This is a genomic window from Candidatus Enterococcus myersii, assembly GCF_017316025.1.
In the GTDB taxonomy this organism is placed as follows: Bacteria; Bacillota; Bacilli; order Lactobacillales; family Enterococcaceae; genus Enterococcus_C; species Enterococcus_C montenegrensis.
The window spans coordinates 223,826-250,476 of record NZ_JAFLVT010000001.1 but is presented as its reverse complement, the minus strand read 5'-3'; the positions used below and the strand labels follow the sequence as shown (position 1 = coordinate 250,476).

At 38.0% G+C, this 26,651-nt stretch carries 25 protein-coding genes, 1 pseudogene, 1 riboswitch and 1 other annotated feature; of the genes and pseudogenes, 2 read left to right on the top strand and 24 right to left on the bottom strand.

Annotation, left to right across the window (positions count from 1 at the left end):
* Positions 1-191: 191 nt before the first annotated feature.
* Positions 192-1,157 carry an AEC family transporter gene (locus tag JZO76_RS01190; protein ID WP_206902340.1) on the bottom strand — a complete coding sequence of 322 codons (966 nt, stop codon included), beginning with the start codon at positions 1,155-1,157 and terminating at the stop codon, positions 192-194.
* 18 nt (positions 1,158-1,175) lie between these two features.
* Positions 1,176-2,798: a malolactic enzyme gene (locus JZO76_RS01185; protein WP_206902339.1), complete on the bottom strand. Its 1,623-nt coding sequence runs from the start codon at positions 2,796-2,798 to the stop codon at positions 1,176-1,178.
* 159 nt (positions 2,799-2,957) lie between these two features.
* Between JZO76_RS01185 and JZO76_RS01180 the strand changes: the two genes are divergently transcribed.
* Positions 2,958-3,869, top strand: coding sequence for a LysR family transcriptional regulator (locus tag JZO76_RS01180; protein ID WP_206902338.1), 912 nt, complete (start codon positions 2,958-2,960; stop codon positions 3,867-3,869).
* Positions 3,870-3,905: 36 nt separating this feature from the next.
* Here the strand turns inward: JZO76_RS01180 and JZO76_RS01175 are convergent, their stop codons facing one another.
* From JZO76_RS01175 to JZO76_RS01140, 8 genes are all read right to left on the bottom strand, one after another.
* The gene (locus JZO76_RS01175) at positions 3,906-4,229 is read right to left on the bottom strand and encodes a hypothetical protein (protein WP_206902337.1); all 324 of its coding nucleotides are present in this window, start codon (positions 4,227-4,229) and stop codon (positions 3,906-3,908) included.
* Between the two features lie 9 nt (positions 4,230-4,238).
* Positions 4,239-4,333, bottom strand: a riboswitch (SAM riboswitch).
* A gap of 55 nt (positions 4,334-4,388) precedes the next feature.
* Positions 4,389-4,856 carry a flavodoxin domain-containing protein gene (locus JZO76_RS01170; protein WP_206902336.1) on the bottom strand — a complete coding sequence of 156 codons (468 nt, stop codon included), beginning with the start codon at positions 4,854-4,856 and terminating at the stop codon, positions 4,389-4,391.
* A 259-nt stretch (positions 4,857-5,115) separates the two neighbouring features.
* Positions 5,116-6,963 carry an ABC transporter ATP-binding protein gene (locus JZO76_RS01165; protein WP_206902335.1) on the bottom strand — a complete coding sequence of 616 codons (1,848 nt, stop codon included), beginning with the start codon at positions 6,961-6,963 and terminating at the stop codon, positions 5,116-5,118.
* A gap of 12 nt (positions 6,964-6,975) precedes the next feature.
* Positions 6,976-9,366, bottom strand: a complete 2,391-nt coding sequence (locus JZO76_RS01160) for an ABC transporter transmembrane domain-containing protein (RefSeq protein WP_206902334.1) — start codon at positions 9,364-9,366, stop codon at positions 6,976-6,978.
* 14 nt (positions 9,367-9,380) lie between these two features.
* Positions 9,381-10,073: a TetR/AcrR family transcriptional regulator gene (locus JZO76_RS01155; protein WP_206902333.1), complete on the bottom strand. Its 693-nt coding sequence runs from the start codon at positions 10,071-10,073 to the stop codon at positions 9,381-9,383.
* 573 nt (positions 10,074-10,646) lie between these two features.
* On the bottom strand, positions 10,647-11,384 hold the full coding sequence (locus JZO76_RS01150; RefSeq protein WP_206902332.1) for an alpha/beta fold hydrolase: 738 nt from the start codon (positions 11,382-11,384) through the stop codon (positions 10,647-10,649).
* 15 nt (positions 11,385-11,399) lie between these two features.
* Positions 11,400-11,921, bottom strand: a complete 522-nt coding sequence (locus JZO76_RS01145) for a dihydrofolate reductase family protein (RefSeq protein WP_206902331.1) — start codon at positions 11,919-11,921, stop codon at positions 11,400-11,402.
* Positions 11,922-12,085: 164 nt separating this feature from the next.
* Positions 12,086-13,045 (bottom strand): DUF4767 domain-containing protein, encoded by a 960-nt coding sequence (locus tag JZO76_RS01140; RefSeq protein WP_206902330.1) that lies wholly within the window; start codon positions 13,043-13,045, stop codon positions 12,086-12,088.
* A 253-nt stretch (positions 13,046-13,298) separates the two neighbouring features.
* Between JZO76_RS01140 and JZO76_RS01135 the strand changes: the two are divergent.
* Positions 13,299-13,460, top strand: a pseudogene (locus tag JZO76_RS01135) (site-specific integrase); the annotation flags it as partial.
* Positions 13,461-13,550: 90 nt separating this feature from the next.
* On the opposite strand, the gene sufB reads toward JZO76_RS01135, so the two are convergent.
* From sufB to JZO76_RS01065, 14 genes are all read right to left on the bottom strand, one after another.
* Positions 13,551-14,942, bottom strand: a complete 1,392-nt coding sequence (gene sufB / locus JZO76_RS01130) for a Fe-S cluster assembly protein SufB (RefSeq protein WP_206902413.1) — start codon at positions 14,940-14,942, stop codon at positions 13,551-13,553.
* Positions 14,943-15,005: 63 nt separating this feature from the next.
* Complete coding sequence (gene sufU / locus JZO76_RS01125; RefSeq protein WP_206902329.1) at positions 15,006-15,503, bottom strand: Fe-S cluster assembly sulfur transfer protein SufU; 498 nt, start codon at positions 15,501-15,503, stop codon at positions 15,006-15,008.
* Positions 15,490-16,725, bottom strand: coding sequence for a cysteine desulfurase (locus tag JZO76_RS01120; protein WP_206902328.1), 1,236 nt, complete (start codon positions 16,723-16,725; stop codon positions 15,490-15,492). Before JZO76_RS01120 ends, sufU begins: the two co-directional genes overlap by 14 nt.
* A complete protein-coding gene (gene sufD, locus JZO76_RS01115) occupies positions 16,722-18,002 on the bottom strand; it encodes a Fe-S cluster assembly protein SufD (protein WP_206902327.1) in 1,281 nt (426 codons plus the stop codon). Before sufD ends, JZO76_RS01120 begins: the two co-directional genes overlap by 4 nt.
* 16 nt (positions 18,003-18,018) lie before the next feature.
* Positions 18,019-18,789 carry a Fe-S cluster assembly ATPase SufC gene (gene sufC / locus JZO76_RS01110; protein ID WP_206902412.1) on the bottom strand — a complete coding sequence of 257 codons (771 nt, stop codon included), beginning with the start codon at positions 18,787-18,789 and terminating at the stop codon, positions 18,019-18,021.
* A 186-nt stretch (positions 18,790-18,975) separates the two neighbouring features.
* A complete protein-coding gene (gene hemC, locus JZO76_RS01105) occupies positions 18,976-19,881 on the bottom strand; it encodes a hydroxymethylbilane synthase (protein ID WP_206902326.1) in 906 nt (301 codons plus the stop codon).
* Positions 19,871-20,869 carry a uroporphyrinogen-III C-methyltransferase gene (cobA, locus tag JZO76_RS01100; protein ID WP_206902325.1) on the bottom strand — a complete coding sequence of 333 codons (999 nt, stop codon included), beginning with the start codon at positions 20,867-20,869 and terminating at the stop codon, positions 19,871-19,873. The genes hemC and cobA overlap by 11 nt, the downstream gene beginning before the upstream one ends.
* A 120-nt stretch (positions 20,870-20,989) precedes the next feature.
* Positions 20,990-21,838, bottom strand: coding sequence for a MetQ/NlpA family ABC transporter substrate-binding protein (locus JZO76_RS01095; RefSeq protein ID WP_206902324.1), 849 nt, complete (start codon positions 21,836-21,838; stop codon positions 20,990-20,992).
* A gap of 51 nt (positions 21,839-21,889) precedes the next feature.
* Entirely contained in the window at positions 21,890-22,576 is a 687-nt protein-coding gene (locus tag JZO76_RS01090; protein ID WP_206902323.1) for a methionine ABC transporter permease, read from the bottom strand.
* The gene (locus JZO76_RS01085) at positions 22,569-23,603 is read right to left on the bottom strand and encodes a methionine ABC transporter ATP-binding protein (RefSeq protein ID WP_206902322.1); all 1,035 of its coding nucleotides are present in this window, start codon (positions 23,601-23,603) and stop codon (positions 22,569-22,571) included. Before JZO76_RS01085 ends, JZO76_RS01090 begins: the two co-directional genes overlap by 8 nt.
* Positions 23,604-23,679: 76 nt before the next feature.
* Positions 23,680-23,935: a binding site (T-box leader), on the bottom strand.
* Between the two features lie 58 nt (positions 23,936-23,993).
* Entirely contained in the window at positions 23,994-24,332 is a 339-nt protein-coding gene (locus JZO76_RS01080) for a glycine cleavage system protein H (protein WP_206902321.1), read from the bottom strand.
* Between the two features lies 1 nt (position 24,333).
* Positions 24,334-24,690 (bottom strand): arsenate reductase family protein, encoded by a 357-nt coding sequence (locus tag JZO76_RS01075; protein ID WP_206902320.1) that lies wholly within the window; start codon positions 24,688-24,690, stop codon positions 24,334-24,336.
* A gap of 44 nt (positions 24,691-24,734) precedes the next feature.
* The gene (locus tag JZO76_RS01070) at positions 24,735-25,928 is read right to left on the bottom strand and encodes an FtsW/RodA/SpoVE family cell cycle protein (protein WP_206902319.1); all 1,194 of its coding nucleotides are present in this window, start codon (positions 25,926-25,928) and stop codon (positions 24,735-24,737) included.
* Positions 25,929-26,345: 417 nt separating this feature from the next.
* A complete protein-coding gene (locus JZO76_RS01065; protein WP_173102292.1) occupies positions 26,346-26,585 on the bottom strand; it encodes a hypothetical protein in 240 nt (79 codons plus the stop codon).
* Positions 26,586-26,651 lie beyond the last annotated feature (66 nt).

Below are 26,651 nucleotides of genomic sequence, written 5' to 3'. Positions count from 1 at the left end.
TATTTAATTTCATTGTAGCTTATCCTTTAAAATAAAAGCAAAAAATAAAATAATTATTTAATAATTGAATTTGAACTGTTTATTTTAACGACAAAAAAACTCAAACACGCAAGCTCCTCTTACTGCTCCTTAATCAAGGATAAAAATAGCGCTGTGTTTGAGTTTATTTCAACTTTATGATCTTACTTTTACTAGATATATTGCACAATTGTCATTAAAATTGGGACAACGACAACAAATAAGATGGTACTGGTAGTGACTAGATTTGTGGCGTATTTAACATCTCCATGGGCATCTGCTGCCAAAATTGGCAAGACCGCTAACATTGGTGTTGCCGATTGAACGACTAGTGTTTGTTTCAGCAAGCTGACCAAGTGAATGCCAAACATAGAAGACCCCAAACTGATTAATCCAATTAAAATAATCGGTGACAAAACAAAGCGACCAATTAAAGCAACCACGGTATCGCGGTCAAAGCGGATACTTTTTAATCCAGCATCATATAAGACAATCCCAATATAAAGTAGCGACAATGGTGTCACGATACCTCCAATGTAACCAAGCGTTGCATTTATAAAACTTGGTACTGGAATGCTAAAGATCAAAAAGATTAATGCCACAATAAAGCCCAATAAAGGTGGTGGCAGTAACTTTTTCCAATTCAATTTTGCTTTACTACTACCTTTTTCCTTCGTTGGATCATCATTGGAAATTAAGAACACACCAAAGGCCCAAGTCGACACCGTATTGGTAACATAATAAACCAAAAAGTAAGGCAAAGCTTTTTCCCCAAAAAGGGCAATGTTTAATGGTAAGCCAATAAATATCGTGTTGGCATTTACCACTGCATTCATAAAAATCCCACGTCGTCCCGGTCGGATCTTCATAATTTTAACTAACAGATACGCGATAAGATAGCCAATTACAACTCCTAAGAGGGGAAATAATAAACTCCCTGACAAAGAAATCAAACTGTCTTTCGTTAAATACTTTAACACCGAGACAAAAATTGAAGCAGGTAGGGCTACTTTTGTAATTAGTCCTGAAATATTTTTGCCAAAATTCTCGTCAAACCAACCTTGTCTTTTCAAAATATAGCCCAAAGCAATCATCAAAATAATGCTAATGACACTTTGAATAGATTGGAAGAAAACCACAATAAACCCTTCTCTCTTTTAATATTCAGGAATCCATTTTGTTGCTTTAACAGCAGTTTTAATGTCGCTGATTTCTTCTTTATTTAGTTTTTGATCTAAAACACTTTGACCAACTACTTCGGCGATTTTTTCAGAAAATGCTGCTAATTTTGCTACTGGTGGTAAGACAGGCGCGCCAGGTTGTGTCGTATCTACAATTCCGCCTAAAGCATGACTTGCTTGGGATAACATTTCTCCATTTACACGACTGGCGGTAGAGGCGATGATCCCCAAACCAAGACCTGGATACATTAGTGCATTGTTGGCTTGACCAATTTGATAAGTAACACCATTATATTCCACGTCTTTTGCTGGAATACCAGTTCCTATTAAGGCTTTCCCATCCGTCCATTTAATCAAATCTGCTGCAGTTGCTTCAGCTAATTTTGTTGGATTTGATAATGGAAAAATAACTGGACGTTTGGTGTGAGCAGCCATTTCTTTCACAATACTTTCGGTAAAAGCACCGGGTTGTGTGGAAGTTCCAATCATAACCGTAGGGTGAATAGCCTTCACCACATTTTCTAAATTGGTTAAATCCAAATCAGTAGAAAATTCACTCCGTTTACGGGCAAAAGCTTTTTGTCCATTGGTTAAATCAGCTGTATCTTCAAATAATAGACCTTGTTTATCCACCAAATAAAAACGGGCACGCGCTTGTTCTTCACTTAAACCTGCCCGCATTAGTTCATCTAACAATTGGTTGGCAATTCCAACACCGGCCGTACCAGCACCAAAGGTTAGAAAAATTTGATCGCTTAATTTTTCTTGGGAAATATTCATTGCTCCTAAAACACCTGCCAAAACCACAATACCAGTACCTTGAATATCATCGTTAAAGGTTGTGATTTTATCTTGGTATTTTTCTAAAATTGTGGCAGCATTGCTACGGCCAAAATCTTCCCAGTGTAACAACAGTTCTGGAAATAATTTTGTAGCGGCCTGAACAAATTTATCAACAAAATCCATATATTTTTCACCATAAATCCGTTGGTGTTTATTGCCAAGGTACAAAGGATCGTTTAACAATTTTTCATTATTTGTTCCCGCATCTAACGAAACAGGTAATACTTGGCTTGGATCAATTCCTGCGGCGGCGGTGTAAACCATTAATTTACCAATGGCGATATCCACACCATTGACGCCCCAATCTCCCATGCCCAAAATACCTTCTGCATCCGTTACAACGATTAAGCGAATATCGCGGCCTGCAGCTGCATTTTTTAAACTTGCTTCGATATCTTCTGGTGCATCAATCGATAAAAAAGCTGCATCTTGAGGTTCAACGAATAATTCATTGTATTGTTCAATTGAATCTGCCACCGTTGGATCGTAAACAATTGGCATAAATTCCACGATATGTTGTCCCATCAATTTGTAAAACAATGTGCGGTTCGTATTAAAAATGTTCATTAGAAAAATCCGCTTTTCCAAATCACTAGGTTTACTTAAATATTGTGCATAAGTTTGAACTGCTTGCTCTTCTAGCGTTTGAATACGACTTGGCAGCATCCCAGTTAAACCTAATTTTTCACGTTCAACTTTAGTAAAAGCTGTTCCTTTGTTTAAAAATGGATTGTTTAAAATTTCCATACCTTTCATTTTGAAAGCCTCCTCTTAATTTTGCGGTTATCCCTCGTTGACAATGACAAGGTTAATCCTTATTCCTTGCTATAGTCAAAAGCTGCAGTTATGATAAATTTAATTTATATGATAAGACTACCAAGAACTATTCATTCCAAGCAAATAGGAGGCTTTATCATGAATATTCGTGACTTAGAATACTTTCAACGCCTAGCTTTAGAAAAAAATTATTCTAAAGTAGCCGACTTTTACCACGTTAGCCAACCAACGATTACTTATGCCGTTAAACGCTTAGAAACTGAGCTAAATGTCAGTTTGGTCAATCGCAATCAGGCTCACAAAAATATCACCTTGACCCCAGCCGGTCGCCAATTTTTATTACATGTAAATAGTATTTTGCGGGAGTTGCGAATTGCCAAACAAGAGATGACACATTTCACGGCAAAAAAATTGCCTTTGGGATTGCCACCGATTATCGGCAATTATTATTTTCCAAAATTATCTCCGAAACTTTTACAAGCAGATATCCTTCCCCATCTCATTATTCAACGAGAAGGTTCTGAAAACTTATTGCGCCAAATCAAATTAGGCCGTCTGGATGTTGGCTTAATCGGCTCTTTAGATGCCATTCATGAAGATTCTTTAAATACCGAAATCTTAACTAAGAAAAAATTCAAGATTGTGGCTGCACCAACACACCCCCTAGCTACAAAAAAAACAGTAGCTTTCGCTGACTTAGGGGACGAAAAATTTTTATTACTAAGTGAACAATATGTACACCACCATGCCTTTGCTCGCTTAAGCCAAAGTAGTAACACAGATCCAAAAATTATTTATCAAAGTGATGATTTGGATATCTTAAAAGGTATGATTAAGTCTGGTATGGGAATCGGCTTTTTAGCTGAACTTGCCGTTAGTCCTGATGATAACTTAGTAACGATTGACTTATCGGATTTAACACAGCCGCAATTTCTGATTTCTCTCATCCATCGCAACAGCAGTATCGTAACACCAATTATGGAGGAATTATTGGCATTAATTCGGCAAGTTGTCACTGAAGATGAAAATAAAAAAGTTCAAAAAGACTAAAATCCATGTCTTTTTGAACTTTTTTGATAGATTGCTTTATTTTCTAGGTCTAAAGGGAACTACATTATCCGGCAAATGCTCTGGCGGAATTGGCGTTCTGTTATTACTTGAGAGAAAATTGTTAGCACTTTTCTCCGGTTGAAGTAGCCTCGCCTTCATTTGTTCAAGTTCTCGTTTTCCTTCTTCTTTTTCTTCTGCCATTTGTTCTTTAATCGCAACTATATCAGCGGGATCAATCGTTAAATGCTGATACTTTTCCTTAAGGTGATGAAAAGCCATGGCTTCAGCAAAACACTTCGGACCACCACATGCGACAATTTTCAAATACGTTGCATACTGTCCTGTAAATCTTTTTTTCATCTTAAATTCCTCCTATCTTTCCTTTGGGCAGGATGGAGCACCTTGCTTTTAGCAGGTTGCTGAAGCGTCATAGAGCCTGTTCTCTCAGCTTCTCGTGATAGATGAGTTCAGTATAACATAAATTTTTTAAATTTTTTTTAACAATATTCGATTGCAGACTTAACTAAATATCTTAGCTAATTCGTCAATTTTTTCATGCTTAAGCAGATTAGTGTAATTGGTTAATCCCGCTACCTTTTTTATAATAAGTCTACTAAAAAAAGGACATTGTTTCGGATCATAAATACCACCCACAAATGTTTTTATAGTGGCGTGTTGTAATAATTCTGCAGGAAAATTTTGCTCAAAAACTTCTGTCGCCTTTTCTGGCTGTAGCCCACAAAGAAATAATCCCAGTCTATATTGTTTCAATTCTTCTTGATAGGTTGTCATAAAAGTTTTCATTTCTTTACTAATCATGCCGGCAGTTACAGGCGATCCGATAATGATTGTCTGATACATTTTCAATTCATTGAAATCAGTTCCTTTTAAAGGGAGTGCAACAGCATCAGGAATCTTTGCAGCAAGTTGTGTGGCAACTTGTTTTGTCGTCCCCTGTTTTGTCGTGTAAACAATTGCAGTCTTCATATTTTCTCTCTATTCATCAGTATTTTTTACTATTTTATTATACCAAATAATTTTGTAGACTTATTTTCTGAACTTTCGTGATTATTTTATTCTAGTCATCACTTTCCTGATTAACTATACTAACGCTAAATTTTGTTTCGTGTTTTATAAATCATTTTAGAAAAATTGATTTAAATGATCCTTGTCATAAAAAAACGTCCCACACTTAGACAATTAAGTTAAGTGTGGGGCGCCATTGTATTTCTAAATAAATTTTAATCTAGCCTGCCAACTCTTCAAATTGAGAATTGTAAAGTTGTGCGTAGTAGCCACCTTTGGCTAATAATTCTTCGTGGGTACCTTGTTCTTTGATATCCCCATCTTGCATGTAAAGAATTTTATCGGCATCTTTAATTGTCGATAAGCGGTGGGCGATAACAAAGGAAGTTCGTCCGGCCATTAAATTGTTCATAGCATTTTGAATTAAGACTTCTGTCCGTGTATCAACAGAAGATGTCGCTTCATCTAAAATCAAAATTGGTTTATCGGCTAAGATTGCTCGGGCAATGGTTAACAATTGTTTTTGTCCTTGGGAGATGTTAGAAGATTCTTCGTTTAACTCCATGTTGTAGCCACCAGGCAATGTTTCAATAAAGTGATGAACATGGGCTGCTTTTGCTGCTGCGTAAACTTCTTCATCTGTTGCATCTAAGTTCCCATAACGTAAGTTGTCCATAATAGTTCCTTTAAACAACCACGTATCTTGTAGGACCATCCCGATATTTTCCCGTAAGTCGGCACGATTGAAATCGCGAATATCATGCCCATCAATTTTAATGGCACCTGAATTCACATCGTAAAAACGCATCAACAATTTGACCATTGTTGTTTTACCAGCACCAGTTGGTCCAACGATGGCAACAGTTTGCCCAGGATCAACATGACTGCTGAAATCGTTAATGATGATTTTATCTGGTGTGTAACCAAAGTGTACGTGTTCAAAGTCCACTTCACCTTTAACTTTACCGATCTTCACTGGATTTTCGACTGTTTGTGCTTCTTCTTCTTCACCTAAGAATTCAAAAACACGTTCAGCTGCGGCTGCCATAGATTGCAGCATATTCGAAACTTGTGCTAATTGGGCAATAGGTTGTGTCAAGTTACGAACGTATTGGATAAACGCTTGAATATCCCCAACGGTAATTGTACCGTTATACGCCAAGATACCCCCGATAATCGCGACTGCAACATAACCTAAGTTACCAACAAAGTTCATAATCGGTTGCATCAAACCTGAAAGAAATTGTGATTTCCAAGCAGATTTAAAAAGAATGTCATTTTGTTCTTTGAATTCATTCAACGCATTTTCTTCATCGTTAAATAGATGAACAATATTATAACCACCGACAGTTTCTTCTACTTGACCATTAATTTTACCTAAATATTTTTGTTGCGTAGCAAAATATTTTTGTGAGTATTTTACGACAACCATAATTAGGAGTAACGAAATGGGTACGATCAAAATAGAGATACCAGTCATTTTAACAGAGATCGATAACATCATGATGATTACACCAATAATAGTAAAAGTTGACGTAATCAACTGCGTAACCGATTGGTTTAAAGATTGTCCCAGCGTATCCACATCATTTGTGATACGGGATAAAACTTCACCAGTTGTCCGGCTTTCAAAGTAATTCATTGGCATCCGGTTGATTTTCTCAGAAATTTCTTTACGCATACGATAGGTAACTTTTTGCGTGACCGTGGACATAATCCAACCTTGCATCACACCAAACAGTGCAGCTACTAAGTACAAACCTAACATGAAGAGTAAAATTTGGCCGATTTTATCAAAGTTGATGCCGCCGGTACCTTGATATTTTTTAATTAAACCATTAAAAAGTTCTGTAATGGCTTTGGATAAGATTTTTGGTCCCCAAATATTGAAAACAGTTGATGCTGCCGCGAATATCATGACGAACAAGACAGCAATCTTATAATTTGCCATATAGGAGACTAATTTTTTGATAGTACCTTTGAAGTCTTTGGCTTTTTCGCCACCGGCCATACCGCCGCCCATTGGTCCATGTCCGCCCCGCGGACGTTGTTGTTTACTTTCTGCCATTTTCTTCGCCTCCTATTCTGCTTCCAAACCTAATTCAGCATTACTCAATTGTGATGAAGCAATTTCTTGATAAACAGCAGATGTTTCCATCAATTCATCATGTGTACCTTGCGCCACAATCCGACCTTCATTTAAAACGATAATATTGTCAGCATGCAAAATAGTAGAAATTTTTTGTGCCACAATAATTTGGGTAATATCTTTAACATTTTCTGCTAATGCGCGTCGCAGTGCAACATCCGTTTTATTATCCAAAGCAGAAAGTGAATCGTCAAAAATCAAAATTTTCGGATCTTTTGCTAACGCACGTGCAATGGACAAGCGTTGTTTTTGACCACCAGAAACGTTTGTCCCACCTTGTGAGATGGCGCGATCATAACCGTCATCATTGGAGTCGATGAATTCTTCTGCTTGGGCAATCATCGCAGCTTTTTTCATTTGTTCGTCTGTAATACCTTCCACATCACCAAATTTAATATTAGATTTAATATCGCCAGAGAATAAAATTCCTTTTTGCGGTACAAACCCGATTAAATCATGTAATTTATGCAAACTCATTTGGCGAATGTCTACGCCATCAATGGTAATGCGACCAGTCGAAACATCAAACAAACGGGGAATCAAGTTGACAACCGTTGACTTACCAGAACCCGTGGAACCGATTAAAGCTGTTGTTTGTCCAGGTTTAGCAGTGAAATTCAAATGATGCAATACATCTTCATCTGCATCTGGGTAACGGAATGTTACACCTTCGAATTTTACTTCCCCATTAAAGTCGTGATCATCTTGTGGTTGTTCAGGATTAGTAATTGTTGGTTTTGTTTCTAAGACTTCGTCAACACGACCAGCAGATACGTTAGCACGTGGTAAAATAATTGAAACCATTGAAAGCATCATGAAGGCCATTACGATTTGCATTGTATACGTAATAAAGGCCATCATATCCCCAACTTGTAATTGTCCGGCATCCATATTGTGACCGCCGACCCAAACGATTAAAACAGAAATACCATTCATCAACAACATCATAATTGGCATCATAATAGACATCGCCCGGTTAACGAACATTTGCGTTTTCATTAGGTCTGTATTGGCACCATCAAAACGTTTTTCTTCGTATTTTTCACGGGAGAAGGCCCGAATAACTGGTAAACCAGTAATGATTTCACGGGAAACTAAGTTCACCCGGTCGACCAGTTTTTGCAAGCTCTTGAATTTTGGCATTGTAAAACCAAGTAAAGTCAAAACTAAAATCAAGACTAAACCAACGGCAACACCAATAATCCAGCCCATACCAGTACCTGTTTTATATACTTCGTAAATCCCACCTAAACCTAATATCGGTGCGTACAGTACCATCCGAATTGTCATAACCAAACCCATTTGGATTTGTTGAATATCATTTGTACTGCGCGTGATTAAGGAAGCTGGTGAGAATTTTTCCATTTCAGCATTTGAAAATTGTAAAATCTGATTGAATTGTCCCACCCGCAAATTTTTACCAACAGAAGAAGAAACCAAGGAAGCAATTAGACCAACTAAAATTGCAGCGGCAGCAGAGATTAACGTTAAAATAATCATTTGCGTACCTTTTTTCACCATATAATCAGTTTGAATTTGCTTAGTATCTTTATTCAAGGCTTTATACTCGGCTAATGTCAATTGGACTCCAACTGTTTTCATGGAATCACTTCCCATATCGCCAAGCTCATCTTTGGTTTCTTTTCTTGCAGCTGCTAATTTTGCTGGCATCGCATCATTGGTTTTTTTCAACTCGTTTCCAAGTTCTTGGGCCTCGGCACCTTTGGCTTTGGCTTCATCCCCAAGTTTTTGGGCCTCGGCACCTTTTTCTTGGGCGATTGCCATATCACCACCTGCTGCAGCTTGCTGAGCTTGGGCTGCGGCTTGTTGGGCTTGTTGTCCCAATGTTTTAGCTTCGTTACCAAGTGCTTGGGCTTTTTTGCCGTCTGTGCCTAATTTTTGGTAGGTCGTTAAAATTTCTTTGGCAGCATTCCCGTCTTTTGAATCTTTGGCTTGAGAAGAAGCCAGCATCATCATTGGCAATTCAAAAATCTTGGCCAATTTTTCTTTTGTCATACCATCTTTTAAATCAAGATTGTAAACATCAACTTTTTTACCATCTACTGTTTTTGTAGTGGCTTTATAATTTTCTTTAATCGTATCTTTTTCAGCATCCGTCATAAATAACTCGATAGCTGATAACGTGGACTTGCGAATTGTTTCTGGTGTCGCAGTTTCTAGTCCTCCTTGTTGAATACCTACGTCGACGATGTCTGACGTAATACTTGGTAATGTCAAATCACTATGCGCTTGGATTCCTAAAAGTACCAGTGCTGCTAGGATTGCATACCAATATTTTCCCAGATATTTAAATAATTTCACGTCTGCAACCTTCCTTATCTACTTAATTTTTCATCTTTAGGTTTTGTAGCACCACTTTTTAGCCAATTGAGCTTTAAAGTAAAATCCTTTAAAACTTCTTCCATATCAAAATCGTCTTTTCCAACTAACTGGCGATACCCTTCTGCAACAGACGAAAATACCATGTGCATCAACATTTTGACTAAAATTTTCAACTCATCTTCGTTTGCAACTTTTAAAGTCGTCAGATCAATCATATTGTAAAATTCCTGCATGGTTTCTTTATGTTCTTGGCGTGCCTCTTCAGAATGAAAAGCCACATGGGGATGATTTCGTTTATCAAAATGGGGTGAAACCTTATGGAAAGAACGATAGTCCATATTCATAAACAAGTTCTTATAAAAGGCTGCATTCTCACCTTGCAAAACTTCTTTCACCATTTTGATAAAGTAAATTTCAAAACCGTCAAAAAGTTGTCCTTTTGCCTCTCTCATGGCATTATTCAACTCATGTTGGGTATTGCGCCGCATACTTTGAAAATAATAGAAATATAAATCTTCTTTATCTTCAAAATATTGATAAAAACTTCCCCGGGGAATCCCGGCATCTTTAATAATTTGCGCAATTGACGCATCCACTAAAGGTGCTCTGGAAAACTCTTTTTTCGCAGCTTTCATAATTCGTTGCTGCTTTTCTCTTGTCAGATGAAAAAAGGTTTCCTTTGGCATGATCTCTCCTCCTTACTTTAAAAATTTTCACTTTAAATAAATGACGCTATGTCATGTGACAATGTGTCATTATACGCTCATTTTTGGCAATTGCAAGCATTTTGCATAATTATTTTCATAAAAACCTTCAAACGAAAATTGTTATTTAAAAAGTTAAAAATATTGATTTGTCAGTATTTAAACGTAAAACGTATATTATCTTTTGAAATAAAGCCAGCATTTTACTATTTTCAAACAAAAAAATTTCATACTTTCTTCATATATCAATTTGAAATAACGGTTTCAATTTTATCAAGACAATAACAATTGATTATATTTCTTGCAAAAAAATATACCAATTTGTTTTCACGTTTTTTAATCGTTGACGTTAAGGTTATCAAGATTTTGTTTTTTAAATTTGCCAAGCCATCTCGCCGTTTTTTCAAGCTGAAGATTAAACTTTAGTACTTTTAATTTTGATTGTCTTAAAAAAAATCCTCACATAAAAAGTCGTCTTAACTTTCAAAACTTAAAAATTACACCAACTTACCATCTTTAGGTTTGCTACTACGACTTAATCCTTGAGAATTTTTCCTATTTTATTTCTTGCAACCAATGAATAATAATCTGACCAATTTTCCTTTGTTGTTCATCATTGGAGATTGTTGCTTGTCCATCACCTTTTTGTGCTCTGTAACTGCCAAAACCAGCATGATTGCCACCTTTAATGATTTCATAAGTAGCCGTCTTTGGTAAATAGTTTTTGGCTTTTTGATACTGTTTATGATTTAATACCTGATCTTTACTAGCTGTAATTGATAAAACCGGTATATTGTTCTTTACAAGTGACCCTTTCTCATCAGGATAACTAGCTAAAAAAATCATACCCGCAATATCTTTGGGCTGGTTATGTGCATAACGACTTGCCATCACCCCGCCTAATGAATGACCGACTAAAATATTTCTTTCATGTGGATTCATCACAACATCTGCTTTATTTGGGGCCATTACAGCCAAATTCAAAGGTAACTTCAAAATATAAACTCGATAACCTGCTGCAGCTATTTCTTGAGCCCAAATGCGATAACTCGCCGGATTGACCAAAGCCCCCGGATAAAAGATAAGATTTGTCTTTTCTTTTGTTTTATCTGCCTCTTGACTAGTAAATAATTCGTAATCTTTTGTAACTTTTACCGGCTTAATTGCACTTGCAGTACTTGTGGGGGTGTAGGTGTTCACTTTTAGATAGAAAACACCACCTGCTATTACTAAAATAAAGGCAACAAAAATTCCCAGCAGCGTTTTTTGCCACCAACGCCATTTCTTCAACATAAAACCTTCCTTACGTCATTTTTTACGATAATGTAATTCCACCAATTCACCCATTTGCGTTGTCGCAACAAACGTCAGCCGTTGTTGATAATTGCCGGTTGGAAATAACCGTTTACCACTGCCTAGTAACACTGGCGCAATTTGTATCCAATATTCATCCAATAGATCAGCTTTCATTAATTGAGTTAATAAATTGCCGCCGCCAACAATCCAAATATAGTCCTTGACTTGATTTTTCAAATCGCCAATCACTTTGACAGGATCTTCACTGGTAAAATACCCCTCATGAATTTCGTCTGTTCGCGTGCGGGAAAAAACGATCTTCTGTTTATTTGGATACAAGGATTCCTCTTGCAGTAATTTCAATACTTCATCGTACGTAACACGTCCCATAACGACCGTCGCAACTTTTTCTGCAAAACTTTCATAAGTCGAAACACCAGCTAAATCCGTATCAAACAACCATTGCAAATTATCATTACTGTCTGCTAAATAGCCATCCAAACTAATCGCACCATAAAACACGACTTTACCCAAGTAAATACCTCCTTTATGTATTTAAAAATTTACGCAAAAGAAGACCACTTCTTGATTATAGCAACAAGAAGCAGTCTTATAAAAAGATACGACTGAAAGATTTTTATTATTATAAGCAAACTCATTTCATACTCAAAAATTATAAGCATTCACAAAATTTTTACTTAATACATTTCAGTTAACTCCAAAGCATCGCGAATATCGCCATTTTCATAAACACGGACTTGAGCTAAAGTTCCAGTTCCACCTTGAGCTCGCCATTCTTTACTTGCTATCTTGATTTGCCAATAATGACCATATTCATCATTTCCTTCCCCCATATCATTATATAAAAGATCATCATTATAATTGTCCTTTGCTCGCAAATGCTCATAGGCTTGTTTCACATTGGTAATTTTATTTTCCGTCGGTGCAGTTTTAGAGGCAGTATCCGTCTGCCCATTCTTCACAATATTAGTAAAACCATTCCGCAATTCCATGTTTTGCGTTTCAGCAAAATATAAATAGTTATCTGGATTTCCTTGATTTTGTTGGGTTATAAAAACTTTAGGCACACCATTTTGTAACGTAAAGAAATAAACATGGGCTTCTCCCATCCTTGTCGCATTCTCTGCATCCGAATATACCGCCACCAATTGATAGTCCGCATTACCATTACCATCATCAGACCACGCCACTGAAACAGGTTGCCCATCAACAGCCATTGTCCAATTTCCACTTAACACTGTATCGGGTAGCCTTAAACCATATAAATCTGTATTATGCCCAGGACTAAATCGATTATACGACTGATTCATTGTCTTCCCCCAAGATGCCATGAAATCTGCTAAAACATTAGCTTTCTCATTATCCCAAAGGGTAGAACTTTGCTTTTTAGCTACAGAACTTTCTGTTTCTTTAGTCGTGCTAGCTGTTACTGAACTAGAACTATCATTACTTGTTTCACTTACTTCAGTGCTAGTACTCGTTTTACTACTTGTACTTTTAGCAGTCGCTGATGCCGTCGTTGTGGTGGTTGTTGCATTAGCGGACTTTTCACTGCCCTTTGTGTTCCCCTCTGTCGCGCCACAGCCAGCCAAAATTATCACCATTACGCCAAACACTAACCAACTTTTTCTTTTCAAATTTCTCACTCCTTTAAACAAATAAAATTTCACTAACAACTAAATATCTAGTTCAATTTTACCATTTGTGGAGATTTGAGACTATTTTGGACTACACTGATAATTATTACCTTTCAATAATTTTATGATTTCAATAGTCTCAGTTCATGCCCGCAAGTGAGGAGCGACCAGAACCACCCAGTCCGGACAACCCGCAACGGGAATTTCAATCCACACCCCTCAAGTGAGGAGCGACGTGAAATACACCAATCTCACCACCGTATGTTTGTTATTTGAATCTGGTGCATCAATCAAGGAAGTCCAAGCAAGATTAGGCCATAAAGACGTTCAAACTACGATGAACATCTATGCTTGTGTAACTCCACAAATGATTGAAAATACTGGAGAAAAATTTGCAAAATATATTGGATTTTGACGGAGTAAGTTTCGGTGTAAGCTTTGAAAATCGCGAAACAAAAAAACTAGGAACCCTATAATGTCAAGGTTCCTAGCCTGTATTTAAGTATTACCCCACAGACCCTTCCATCTCATAACTAATCAAACGATTTAGTTCGACGGCGTATTCCATTGGGAGCTCTTTGGTGAATGGTTCGACAAAGCCCATGACAATCATCTCGGTGGCTTCGGATTCTGATAGGCCGCGGCTCATCAAATAGTACAGCTGTTCTTCAGAGATTTTTGAAACTTTGGCTTCGTGTTCAAGTGATACTTGGCTGTTGTGAATTTCGTTAAATGGAATGGTATCAGATTTTGATAGTTCATCCATAATAATCGTGTCACATTCAATATGAGAAGCTGAACCGGTACTTTTCTTACCAAAGGTTACTTGTCCGCGATAGTTCACTTCGCCGCCATCTTTTGAAATAGATTTTGAAACGATTGAGCTTGAAGTGTTAGGTGCGTTGTGAATCATTTTAGCACCGGTATCTTGAATTTGGTTGGCCCCTGCAAAGGCGATTGAAAGCATGGTGCCGCGCGCACCTTCGCCGTCTAGGTAAACACTTGGATATTTCATTGTGGTTTTTGCACCGAGGTTACCGTCAATCCACTCTACTGTAGCCCCTTCGTAAGCTTTCGCACGTTTTGTTACCAAGTTGTAGACATTGTCAGACCAGTTTTGAATTGTGGTATAACGGCAGTAGGCATCTTTTCTAGTAAAAATTTCAACAATCGCTGCGTGTAAACTGTTGCTTGAATACGTCGGAGCGGTACACCCTTCAACATAGTGAACGCTAGCGCCTTCATCAACGATAATTAATGTTCGTTCAAATTGTCCCGTATTTTCGGCATTAATCCGGAAATATGTTTGCAATGGTGTATCCACCCGAACGCCTTTTGGTACATAAATAAATGTCCCCCCTGACCAAACAGCTGAGTTTAGGGCAGCTAATTTGTTATCAGTTGGTGGTACTAATTGGGCAAAATATTCTTTGAATAATTCAGGATATTCTTTTAAGGCTGAGTCTGTATCCGTAAAGATAATCCCTAATTTTTCAAATTCTTCTTTCATGTTGTGGTAAACCACTTCAGATTCATATTGAGCAGACGCGCCCGCCAAGTATGCCCGTTCGGCTTCAGGAATTCCGATTTTTTCAAAGGTATCTTTGATTTTATCGGGAACATCATCCCAATCACGAGCTGGTTTATCACTTGCTTTTTGGTAGTATTTAATTTTGCCAAAATCAATATCTGAAAGGTCTGGACCCCATTTTTGCATCGGCATTTTGTTAAATGCTGCCAGTGATTTCAAGCGAAAATCTAACATCCATTCTGGTTCGCCTTTAACTGCTGAAATCTCCCGAACAACTTCTTCGGTTAAACCTTCGCCGGTACTAAAGACGGGTTTGACGTCATCATGGAAGCCAAATTTGTATTCTTCTAATTCAGGAACACCCATGCGATCACTACTCCTTACTTTATTTAGGTATTGATTTTTCTCTGAAATCAATGCCACATCTTCTTATTTATTTTCCCCTAAAATATCTTCTTCATGGGAATGTATGGAACTTGTTTCGGCAATGCCACTGTTTGTTTCAACGACTGCTTTTTCCAATGCTTTCCAAGCTAAAGTCGCACATTTAATTCGCGTTGGAAATTTTGCGACGCCGCTTAACATTGCGGCATCTCCTAATTTTTCAGCATCAGCTACGTCTTTTCCTTGCACCAAGTCAGAAAACATCTGCTCTAAATTGCCGACTTCTGATAATGGTTTGCCAATAACTGCGTCAGTCATCATAGAAGCACTGGCGGTACTGATCGAACAGCCGCTGCCATCAAAGGCAATATTCGAAATAATTCCATCGTTTACTTCAACTTCCAAATGAATGACGTCGCCACAAGTGGGGTTATTCATTTCAATTGTCACATTAGATTTTCCCAACGTCCCTCTATGATGAGGATGGCTAGAATGATCTAAGATGACTTGGCGATACAAATTGTCTAGTTTAGATAGTGCCATGTTGGAAAAACTCCTTTGTTTTATGAATCGCATCAATTAAGCGATCCGCATCTTTTTTTGTATTATAAAAATAGAAACTTGCCCGAGCTGTGGCAGGTACATTCAAGTACTTCAATAATGGTTGCGCACAGTGATGTCCTGCTCTAACTGCCACGCCTTCCATATCTAGCGCGGTTGCCACATCATGGGGATGAAGACCGTCAATGTTAAAGGCAATAACACCGGTATGATCTTGTGGATCTTGCGGGCCATAAACTGTGACACCGTCAATTGCTTGTAATTTAGGCATGACATAGTCTACTAAGCTTTGTTCATAAGCGTGGATTTCATCCATCCCAATGGCAGACAAATAATCAACTGCTGCTCCTAGGCCGATTCCTCCGGCAATGTTAGGTGTACCCGCTTCAAATTTCCAAGGCAATTCTTTCCATGTACTGTCGTATAAATTAACAAAATCAATCATCTCGCCACCAAATTCCACAGGCTCCATTTGATCCAACCATCGACGTTTGCCATATAAAACACCAATACCAGTTGGGCCACACATCTTATGACCACTAAAGGCATAAAAATCAGCATCCAATTGTTGAACATCCACTTTCATGTGGGGAACAGATTGTGCGCCGTCTACGACCATAACAGCATCATTTGCGTGGGCTAGAGCAATCAATTCTTCAATTGGATTAATCCCACCTAAAACATTTGAAACATGGGCAATCGAAACAATTTTAGTTTTTGGTCCGATTTTACGCTTGGCATCAGCTAAATCAAGATAACCTTCTGGCGTAATATCGATATAAACTAATTTAGCCTTTTTTTGTTGCGCCAATTGCTGCCAGGGAATGATATTGGAATGATGTTCCATATAAGAGATGACAATTTCATCACCAGCTTCAACAAATTTAGCGCCAAAACTTTTGGCAACCCAGTTTAAGCTAGTCGTTGTGCCTCGCGTAAACAAAACCTCTGCTGTTTCTTTGGCATTAATAAAAGTACGTACTTTTTCTCTGGCACCTTCATAAGCTTGTGTTGCACGTTCTGCTAAGGTATGAACACCACGGTGAACATTCGCATTATCTTGATGATAATAGGCAGTCAATTTATCTAACACAGCTTCAGGCTTTTGTGTTGTCGCGGCATTGTCTAAATAAACGAGTGGTTCATCGTTGACCAATTGATGTAAGATTGGAAAATCTTGTCTTAATTTTTGGGCATCAATCATCGATTCAACTTCCCTTCAATCACTTCAATAAATTCTTGTTGGGCCTCTTTCACTGGAATTGCTGTAATAACAGAACCTAAGAAACCACGAATAACTAAGCGTTCTGCTTCTGTTTTAGGCAAACCACGACTCATTAAATAGTACATTTCTTCTGGATCAACGCGACCAACACTGGCTGCGTGTCCGGCAGTGACTTCATTTTCATCAATCAAAAGAATTGGGTTAGCATCGCCACGAGCTTTATCAGAAAGCATTAATACGCGACTTTCTTGCTGCGCGTCTGCACCTTTGGCCCCTTTTAAAATATGACCAATACCGTTAAAGGTTAACGTACCTTTTTCACGGATTACACCGTGTTGCAAGATATGGCCGATAGAATGTGGTGCTTTATTGGTAACCCGGGTATCAATCCCTTGAATTTGTTTGCCTGCTGAAATGGCAACAACTTTAATTTCAGAATGGGCCCCATTGCCAACTAAATCTGTATCAAAGTCTGCTACGACATCCCCGTCATTCATGACACCAATTGCCCAATCTACCATGGCATCTTGCATTACGTAACCACGACGATTCAAATACGTCGTCAAGTCTACACCTAAGCGGTCAATTGCAGAGTATTTCACTTTGGCCCCAGCTTTGGCGATAACTTCTACAATAATATTAGCGGCTTGTTTTTGTGCTACTTCTTTTTCAGAATTAAAACGCTCCAAGTAAGTAAACTCACTATGCTCATCTGCCACTATTAAAATATGTTTAAAGAAATGCTCTGTACCAGATTGATTTAAAATCGCTTCGATTGGTTCTTTAATCACTACATTTTTAGGAACATATAAAAACACGCCACTATTCATAAAAGCGGTATGGGCAGCAGTTAATTTATCTTCAAAAGGTGTCACTGCTTTTTTCATATAATACTCGTGAACTAATTCGGGATATTCTTGCATGGCAGTAAAAATATCCGTGAAGATAACACCTTGATCCACTAAATTTTGGGGTAACTGTTCAAAAACAGTAGTGTCGTCTGCTTGTACTAATAATGGATTGTCCTGCATGACATCAAAAGAGGGGACACTTGTTTCTTTTGGTTCTCCACTTAAATGGTCACTGGTTATATTTAATAGTGGCCAGCGGTGAAAACGAACCCGTTCAATTTGTGGCAAAGCTAATTCGTCCACTTGTTCTAAAGCCTGCAAACGCATTTCCAACATCCAAGCTGGTTCTTCTTTATAAGCAGAAAAGGTGGTCACATCAGCCAGTAGCTTTTTCAATTCTGTCATCTAATTGACCTCCTTTTTAAACTTCTTCCTTGTAATCAATACCTAATTCTTTGCTGATTCCAGCATAACCTTCTGCCTCCAAGCGTTTGGCAAGGTCAGCGTTACCTGTTAAAACAACGCGACCGTCCATCATGATATGAACGACATCAGGCGTAATATAGTTTAACAAACGTTGATAATGGGTAATGATTAAAGCACCAAAATCATCGCCGCGCATTTCGTTGACCCCTTTTGCCACTACTTTTAACGCATCGATATCAAGACCTGAGTCAATTTCATCTAAAATAGCAAAAGTTGGTTCCAACATTAATAGTTGTAAAATTTCGTTACGCTTTTTCTCCCCACCGGAAAATCCTTCATTCAAGTAACGTTCTGCCATTTCTTCTGGCATATTTAATAATTCCATTTTTTTATCTAGCTTTTTTAAAAATTCCATGACTGAAATTTTATTGTCTTCATCTCGTTTTGCATTAATTGCTGCCCGCATGAATTCTGCGTTGGTGATGCCTGGAATTTCACTTGGATATTGCATTGCTAAAAATAGCCCTGCCCGTGCTCGTTCATCAACTTCCATCTCCAATAAATTTTCACCATCTAGCAGGATTTCACCTTTGGTTACTTCATAATTAGGGTTTCCCATAATCGCAGCAGATAAAGTAGACTTCCCTGTTCCGTTTGGTCCCATAATGGCATGAATTTCGCCAGTTTTCAGCGTCAAATTAACACCTTTTAGAATTTCTTTATCTTCGATTGCTACATGTAAATCTTTAATTTCTAACGTTGCCATCGTCTCGCCTCCATCATTTTCATTCTCACTCATTTTACGCTAATTGAGAATGATAAGCAAACTTCCCTCAATAAATTTGCTTATTCTTTTATTATTATAAAATCAATAATTTTCAATTTAGAATGATTATAAATTAAAAGGTCCAAAACGAAAACTTCCTCGTCTTGGATCTTAGTTATTTCTCATTTATTCTAGTGGCCAATTAGCCAGTTTTTGCAATGCTCGTGCACTATTCTGCCCTAAAATCACCGGATTAGCACCAACTTGAACAAGAGAATAAGATGCACCTGTCTTACTGCCTAACATTGTGCTCAGTTCAATTTTCTCCCCAATCACTTTGGCATGAGCGGCTAGTGGAACGTTACAACCAACCCCAAAGACAGATAAAAACGCACGCTCACAAGTAATTGCGCTTCGCACATTTTTGTCATCAATAGCTGCGGCGATTTTTGCTGCAGGTGAATTTTTCACAGCTTCAACTGCAATCACACCTTGGCCGACAGCTGGCAAAAATTCATCTAACGCTAAGGAAACTTGATGCAGTTTAAAATCACCTAAAGCTTTGGGATGGCGTAGTAGTGCAGCTTGAGCCATCATGATACCGTCGTATTCTTTTTGGGCTAATTTTTTTAAACGCGTATCGATATTGCCCCGCAAAGACTTAATCATAAAATCCGGACGTAGCGACAATAGTTGAAATTGGCGGCGTAAACTGCCAGTACCAATCACAGCGCCTTCAGGCAAATCTGTTAATGTAGTAAACTCATTGCGTAAAATTAAAGCATCCCCTGCCGGTGCACGTTCGGGAAATGCCGCTAAAGTTAACCCTTCTGGCTCTGTGGAAGGTAAATCTTTCGCACTATGAACGGCCAAGTCAATTTCGCCAGTCAATAGCTTTTGCTGAATAGTTTTAACAAAAACACCTTGTCCTGCCATTTGGCTTAAAGCGGTTGTTTGATCCTTATCACCGGTAGTTGTAAGTAACACTTTTAAAAAGCGATGTTCCGGAAATAAGTTTTGTAAACGCGCAATCACATTGTCCGTTTGAATTTGAGCTAAGGGACTTTTTCTAGTACCAATTTTAACGTCCATTTTGGCCTCCTTTAATTTCTTTTAGGAAGTCTTGAAATAATGCTGGAGCATTTTTGCCTTGGTAGATGATTTCGTACTCTTCTTTTAAAAGGGGTAACAATAAACGTTGATGTAAAGAAATAAACCGTTCATCAAATGCTGCCCCCACAAAAACGGGATACAAGTCTGCACCTTGATCGGTATAAGTTAACAGTTCATCAAAAGTAAGTTTTTTTTCACTGACTAAAATCGTTTTTTGACCAAAACGGGGTAATTCTTCAAACCAGGATTTTGTCGCCGCTTTTGCTGCTACTGGTCCAATAAAAATCAATGCAGGATTATGCAAACCAGCTTTTTCCACTGTTTCATGAATTGTTGCAAGTGTTGCCACAACTTTTTTTTGTCGCCCCCAACTCCCCCACTCCACAACTGTAACAGGCAGACTTTCACTGGCACCTTGGGTTAACATAATTTTAACGACAGCTACTAATTTTTCCATTCCCATGTATAAAACGATTGTTCCACCAGCAGAAAGTTGAGCTAAAGGCTCTTGGGCAAATTCTTGCAACTGGGCTGTCGGTGTAGCTAGAAACACTTTTTCACTGACATGGCGCTCTGTAATCGCAAATCCGGCATAGACAGATACACCAGAAGCACTGGTTATACCTGGATATACTGCATATTCTATCCCGTGTTTTGCTAAAGCCTGCACCTCTTCTTCAACGCGGCCAAAAATACCGGGATCACCGCCTTTTAATCGGACAACATTATCATATTTTTTAGTAGCACTAATTAACTTTTCTTGAATTTCACTTTGGGTATAGGCATGGTGTTCAGGTGCTTTTCCTACATAAACAAGTTTGGCATCCTCAGGGGCTAAATATAATAAAATTGGATTTAATAAGCGGTCATAAAAAATAATATCGGCATTTTGCAAGGCTCGCAATCCGTGGTAAGTGATTAAAGCAGGATCGCCTGGGCCTGCACCAATTAAAGCAACTTTTCCCATTTTTTTGCTCCTTTTAAGCTAAATTTTTAGTCATTACTTCTAGGCTATTATCCCTTATCTTAAACAAAAAAACAAAGGCGCAACTCACGACTTCGTAAGTGCGCCTTTACTTATTTTTTATTATTTTGCGTCAACGATTTTAACAGAGCCTTTCCATTTATCGTCAACAAATTTTTTCACTTCATCGCTGTGTAATACTTCCAACAATTTTTTAATTGCAGGTTTCGTTTCATCACCTTTGCGTACTGCGATAATGTTAGCATAGGGTGAATTATCATCATCGTGCATCAAGGCATCTTTTTCTGGATTTAAACCAGCAGTTAAAGCAAAGTTCGCATTAATTGCAACCAAGGCATCTTTTTCATTTTCATAGGTTGGAACCAATAAACCTGGGTCGATATCGTGTTTAAATTTTAAGTCTTTTTTGTTTTCAGCAATATCATCGAAGGTCGCAGTTGTTTTTTCAACACCGTCTTTTAATTTGATTAGGCCCGCATTTTCAAGAATTGTTAAGATACGACCCCAGTCAGTATTGGAGTTTGAAGTAATGACAGTCGTACCCTCTTTAATGTCATCTACACTTTTAATACCTTTTGAATAAATGCCCATCGGTTCAATATGAACGGCACCTGCATCGACAAAGTCATAACCATTTTCTTTGACTTGGTCATTGAAATACGGTTTGTGTTGGAAATAGTTGGCATCAATTTCTTTTTCTGCCAATAACTTATTTAACAATGTGTAATCGGTAAAAGATTTCACTTCCAAGTCCACGCCTTCTTTTTTCAATAAAGGTTTGGCTTCGTTTAAGATTTCCGCATGAGGACTTGTTGTCGCCCCAACGATTAATTTTGTTTCTTTGGCATCTGATGAAGAACTAGCTTTCTCATCTTTTGATCCGCCATTGCCACAAGCGGCTAACGTAATTGTTGCAAGCAATACTGTCGCTAAACCAAATAATTTTTTCATTTTCATTTCTCCTCTACAATTTAATAATTTAATTGTGAAACTTCGCCGCAATTAGCGCTTGTCTAATTTTTGCGTGAAGTAATCTCCCAAGCCTTGAACAACAAAAACGATTAGTAACATAATCACCGTTGCAACTAAAGTGACCGTTTGATTGCCTAATTGGAATCCTTCTGACCAAGCAAGAGAACCTAAGCCACCAGCGCCGATTGCACCAGCCATAGCGGTAAAACCAATCATAGAAACAGATGTCACGGTAAAGCCAGAAACCAAAGCCGGCATACTTTCAGGCACTAAAATTTTATAAATAATCTGCCAGTAGTTAGCCCCCATCGCATTGGCGGCTTCAATCACCCCTGAAGAAACTTCGCGAAAAGCAATTTCCACTAGGCGAGCATAAAATGGCACCGCCGATAAAATCAAAGCTGGTAAGGCTGCACTAGCACCGATCATACTCCCCACCAACGTTTTGGTAAATGGAATAATTAATACCATTAAAATCATAAAAGGTGTAGAACGAAAGATGTTACTGATGATGGACACCACATTATATAAAATTTGGTAACCGGCACTTTTTTTTCGTCCTAAGCTATATAGTAATAAGCCTAACAAAATTCCTAAAACAAAAACCACAACCATGGAAACAATTGACATATAAAGCGTATCAACGGTGGATGTTTGCATCTTTGCCCAATCGACTTTGTCAAAATTTAAATATGTTTCAGCAAAACTCTTATCCACGATGCAACACCTCCACTCCTACTTGTTGGGCAGAAAAGAATGCCATGGTTCCATTAACCGCGTCGTCGTCTCCGGTAATCAAGACCGTCAAAGAGCCAAAAGAGTTGTCTTTTGATTGCCGAATATTCCCATAGACGACGTTAATATCAACATCAAATTTGCGAATTGCTTGTGAGATTACCGGTTCATTGGCATTATCGTCTTTAAAAATTAACGTCGCTAACACACCATTAGGATTTTCAGCGATAAATTCTTGTAAAACTTCTTTTGGTTCTTCACTTGGCTGTAAGTCTTGTTGAACAAAACGTTTGGTAACAGCCTGTTTAGGATTACGAAAGACCTCAGAAACTTGACCTTCTTCCACAATCTTACCCAATTCCATCACCGCTACTTTATTACAAATTTTGCGGATGACGTTCATTTCATGGGTAATTAATACAATTGTTAAGTTTAATTTCTGGTTGATATCTAATAATAAGTCCAGTACTTCGTCGGTCGTTTGCGGATCTAGCGCACTCGTCGCTTCATCACAAAGTAAAATCTTAGGATCATTGGCTAGCGCTCGAGCAATTCCTACCCGTTGCTTTTGCCCACCGGATAATTGTGCCGGATAAGCATCTCCTCGACCTTCTAAATTTACTAATGCAAGAAGTTCTTTGGCTTTTTGCTGCCGCTTCTCTTTTTTAATCCCTGCTAATTCCATCGGTAATTCAATATTTTCTAGAACTGTTCTGGACCACAAGAGATTGAAATGTTGAAAAATCATTCCCACGTTTTTACGAAACTCACGTAATTCTTTGCTCTTCAATTTGCCGATATCTTGTCCATCAACGACAACACTGCCGTCAGTTGCTAATTCTAGCCCATTTAACAGGCGAACCAATGTCGATTTACCAGCACCAGAGTAGCCGACAATACCATAGATGTCACCTTTATCAACAGTCAGAGAAACACCGTCTACAGCCTGGATTGTCTGTTTTTTGACATTAAAACTCTTTTTGACATCCGTTAATTGGATTAAAGCCATTTTTTCAGCCTCTTTCTTTTTTTCATACTTCAAGCCATAAAAAAACAGCTTGCCATCCTTGTAATTCTTTCAATTACAAAAGGACGAAAAGCTGTCGCAATTTCGTGTTACCACCTTAATTTGTTATAGTCTCACAACTATAACCTTATCCAGTACTTACCTCTTGGTGCATACTGTCGTGCTATAACGGGCACCCCCGTAATAAGCTTGCCAGTGGCTCACTTATTCTGCTCAAAGACCATCTTCCATCTTACCTTCATTACCTGTTTGCAGCATCTCCAGGCTCTCTGTGAAATGTCGGTGACATGTACTCTTCTTTTCAAAGCTTTCAAGTTATTGGTGAAATTATAACAAGCTAAAAATCGCCTGTCAATTATTTTCAGAAAAATTTTACAGTTCGTTGAATTCTGTGGCATCGACATCTTTAAATGCCACCAACCACGCATTCATTTCATCTTCATCATTTAAAACGTCAATATTTTCTAGCGCTTTTTCATTCACAGAAGAAATCGTCCCTGTTAGAGGTGCGGGAAATTCTTGCACGGCTTTTTCAGCTTCCACTTCAACTAGCGGTGTGCCTTGTTTAAACGTTTGACCGGCTTTTGGCAATGAGGCAAAGGTTACTTTACCTAAATCAGATTGCGCAGCTTCCGTTAAACCAACGACATACTCATTTCCATTGTACAATACCCACAAATTATCTTTTGTTTTCAAACATTTTTGTTGCATCTTATTTCGCGACCCCTTCATATTCAGTTTCTTTAAAGCCAATCGACAAAAGTTTGTCGTCACGCACTAAAATTGGACGTTTGATTAACATCCCATCACTTGCCAATAATTCGCTAGCTTCTTGTATCGATAAATTGGGCACTTGATCTTTTAAACCCATTTCACGATACTTCATACCACTTGTGTTAAAGAAGCGGCGTACTGGCAAATCACTTTCTTCCATCCACTGCATTAATCTTGCGGCAGTCGGTGGATTTTGAACCATATCAATGGTTTGAACCGCAATTTCTTGTGAATCCAACCAAGCTTTTGCTTTTTTACACGTACTACATTTTGGATACCAATATAAAGTCAGCATAGCATTGCTCCTTTACTTTTATTTCCGCTTTCACTTTACCACGTTTAAGCTAAAGTAGCATCTTTTTCCTCTTTTTTCGTCTCTGCTTGGTAACGCATCGATAAAATGAGGCCGATGCCGATCATATTGCTTAAAATAGCCGAGCCACCTTGACTAATAAAGGGCAATGGAATCCCCGTTAATGGCAAAAGACCAATATTGGCGCCAATATTTTCAAAAACGTGAAATAAAATCATCATAATAATACCAGTAGCAATGTAAGCATAAAACTCATTATTTGTATCAAAGCACACGCGAATCATATGATAAATTAAAATGAAATACAAGAGGATGACAAACGCACTTCCAATAAAGCCAAAATTTTCGCCAATAATCGTAAAAATCATATCAGATTCTCTGACTGGTACATAAACATCGCTAACATTAAAGCCTTTTCCTGTCATCCCACCAGAACCAATAGCAAGTAAGCCATATGCTAGCTGATAAGAATTTCCTTGCATATCATGGAAAGGATTTAACCATGAGTCGATGCGGGCAAATTGATAGGATTTAAAGCCGACGTGATACAAAAGATCTCGTCCTACCTCAGTTGTCACTAAGAAAATCGTACCCCCACCCACAATCGCAAAAATCGCAATTAGCGGAATTAAAATGCGCCAGGATATTCCAGACATCAAAAAAACGCCCCCGATAATCGCTACAAACACCAACATGGTCCCAAAGTCTTTTTGCAACATCACTAAAACCAAGACTGGCAGTGAAACAGCTAAAATCTTTAATATCAAAAGACCATCTATAGGTAAATTACGATTACGGTATTTCACATTGTGCGTCGTTACGACTAATGCCAACATCAAAATTAACGCAATTTTCATAAGTTCGGCGGGTTGGAAATTTACCGGCCCAAAAGTAAACCAGTTTTTAGAACCCGTGACACTTTCTAAATTTCGGTCGTAAAACTTCAATAATAAGGTCATAATCACTAGACCGGCACCATAAATGTAGGGTGTCAACTTCCAAATCCACTTTGATTTCATATGCATAATCACCACAACCGCTACTGTACCGACCCCATACCAAACAGCTTGTTTGGCAACACCGGCCAATACATTAGGATTGTTACGATCATGGGTCAAGGCGACATACAAGGCTGCCAACCCGATTAAACACAACAGAAAGACTGGCAATATCACGCCATAATCAATCCGATTATCATTTCTTGCTCGTCTATTTTCCATGCTTCCTCTTCTTTCCAAAAAGACTTTGCAAACTTCTAAAAATTAGATACGACAGTAAAAGCTCGCTAAACTCCTACATTCATTTACGTTTACGTAAAATTTTGCCTTCGCATCTAAAAGATTCGTTTGTAAAGCTAGACACTGCTGGCTGATTGCAGCAGCGTTTTTCCTACGTTAGATAATATAAACTAAAAATCGAGTAAAAAAGTACACTTCCCCATTATAGTTGTTAATGAAAAGAAAGAAAAGAAGGGAATTAGACCCTAGGAAAAATTTAAAAACTTTACTTATACGGCCTAAAAAAAGACCTGAAAAATTGTATAAAAAAGGATCGTCATAAACCTAGTTCCATAAATTTTGCGGATAAAAAAATAAGACTTAAGCCAACAAGTGCTGCCAGCTTAAGCCGTAAGAAAACTATTTTAGTTTTTCCAGTTCTTTATAATTGATAATCATCACACCATTACTTTGTGTCATTAATTGTTGATTATCACCCGTTTCGTCAATTTCAACGACTGCAGAATTTTTTAACTGTTTCGTGACGGTACCGGTCTGCGGTTTTCCGTAAATTGTAAATTTCACATGGGTATCGACCTGAAATCCTTTACCTGCATCTGACGGAATGATTGTTGTTTCAAACTTACCAAAACTTGCCACTATAGAAAACCTCCCTTTAATTAATACTAGTATACCACACTTTGTGAAAATTTTCTAAGTCCTTGT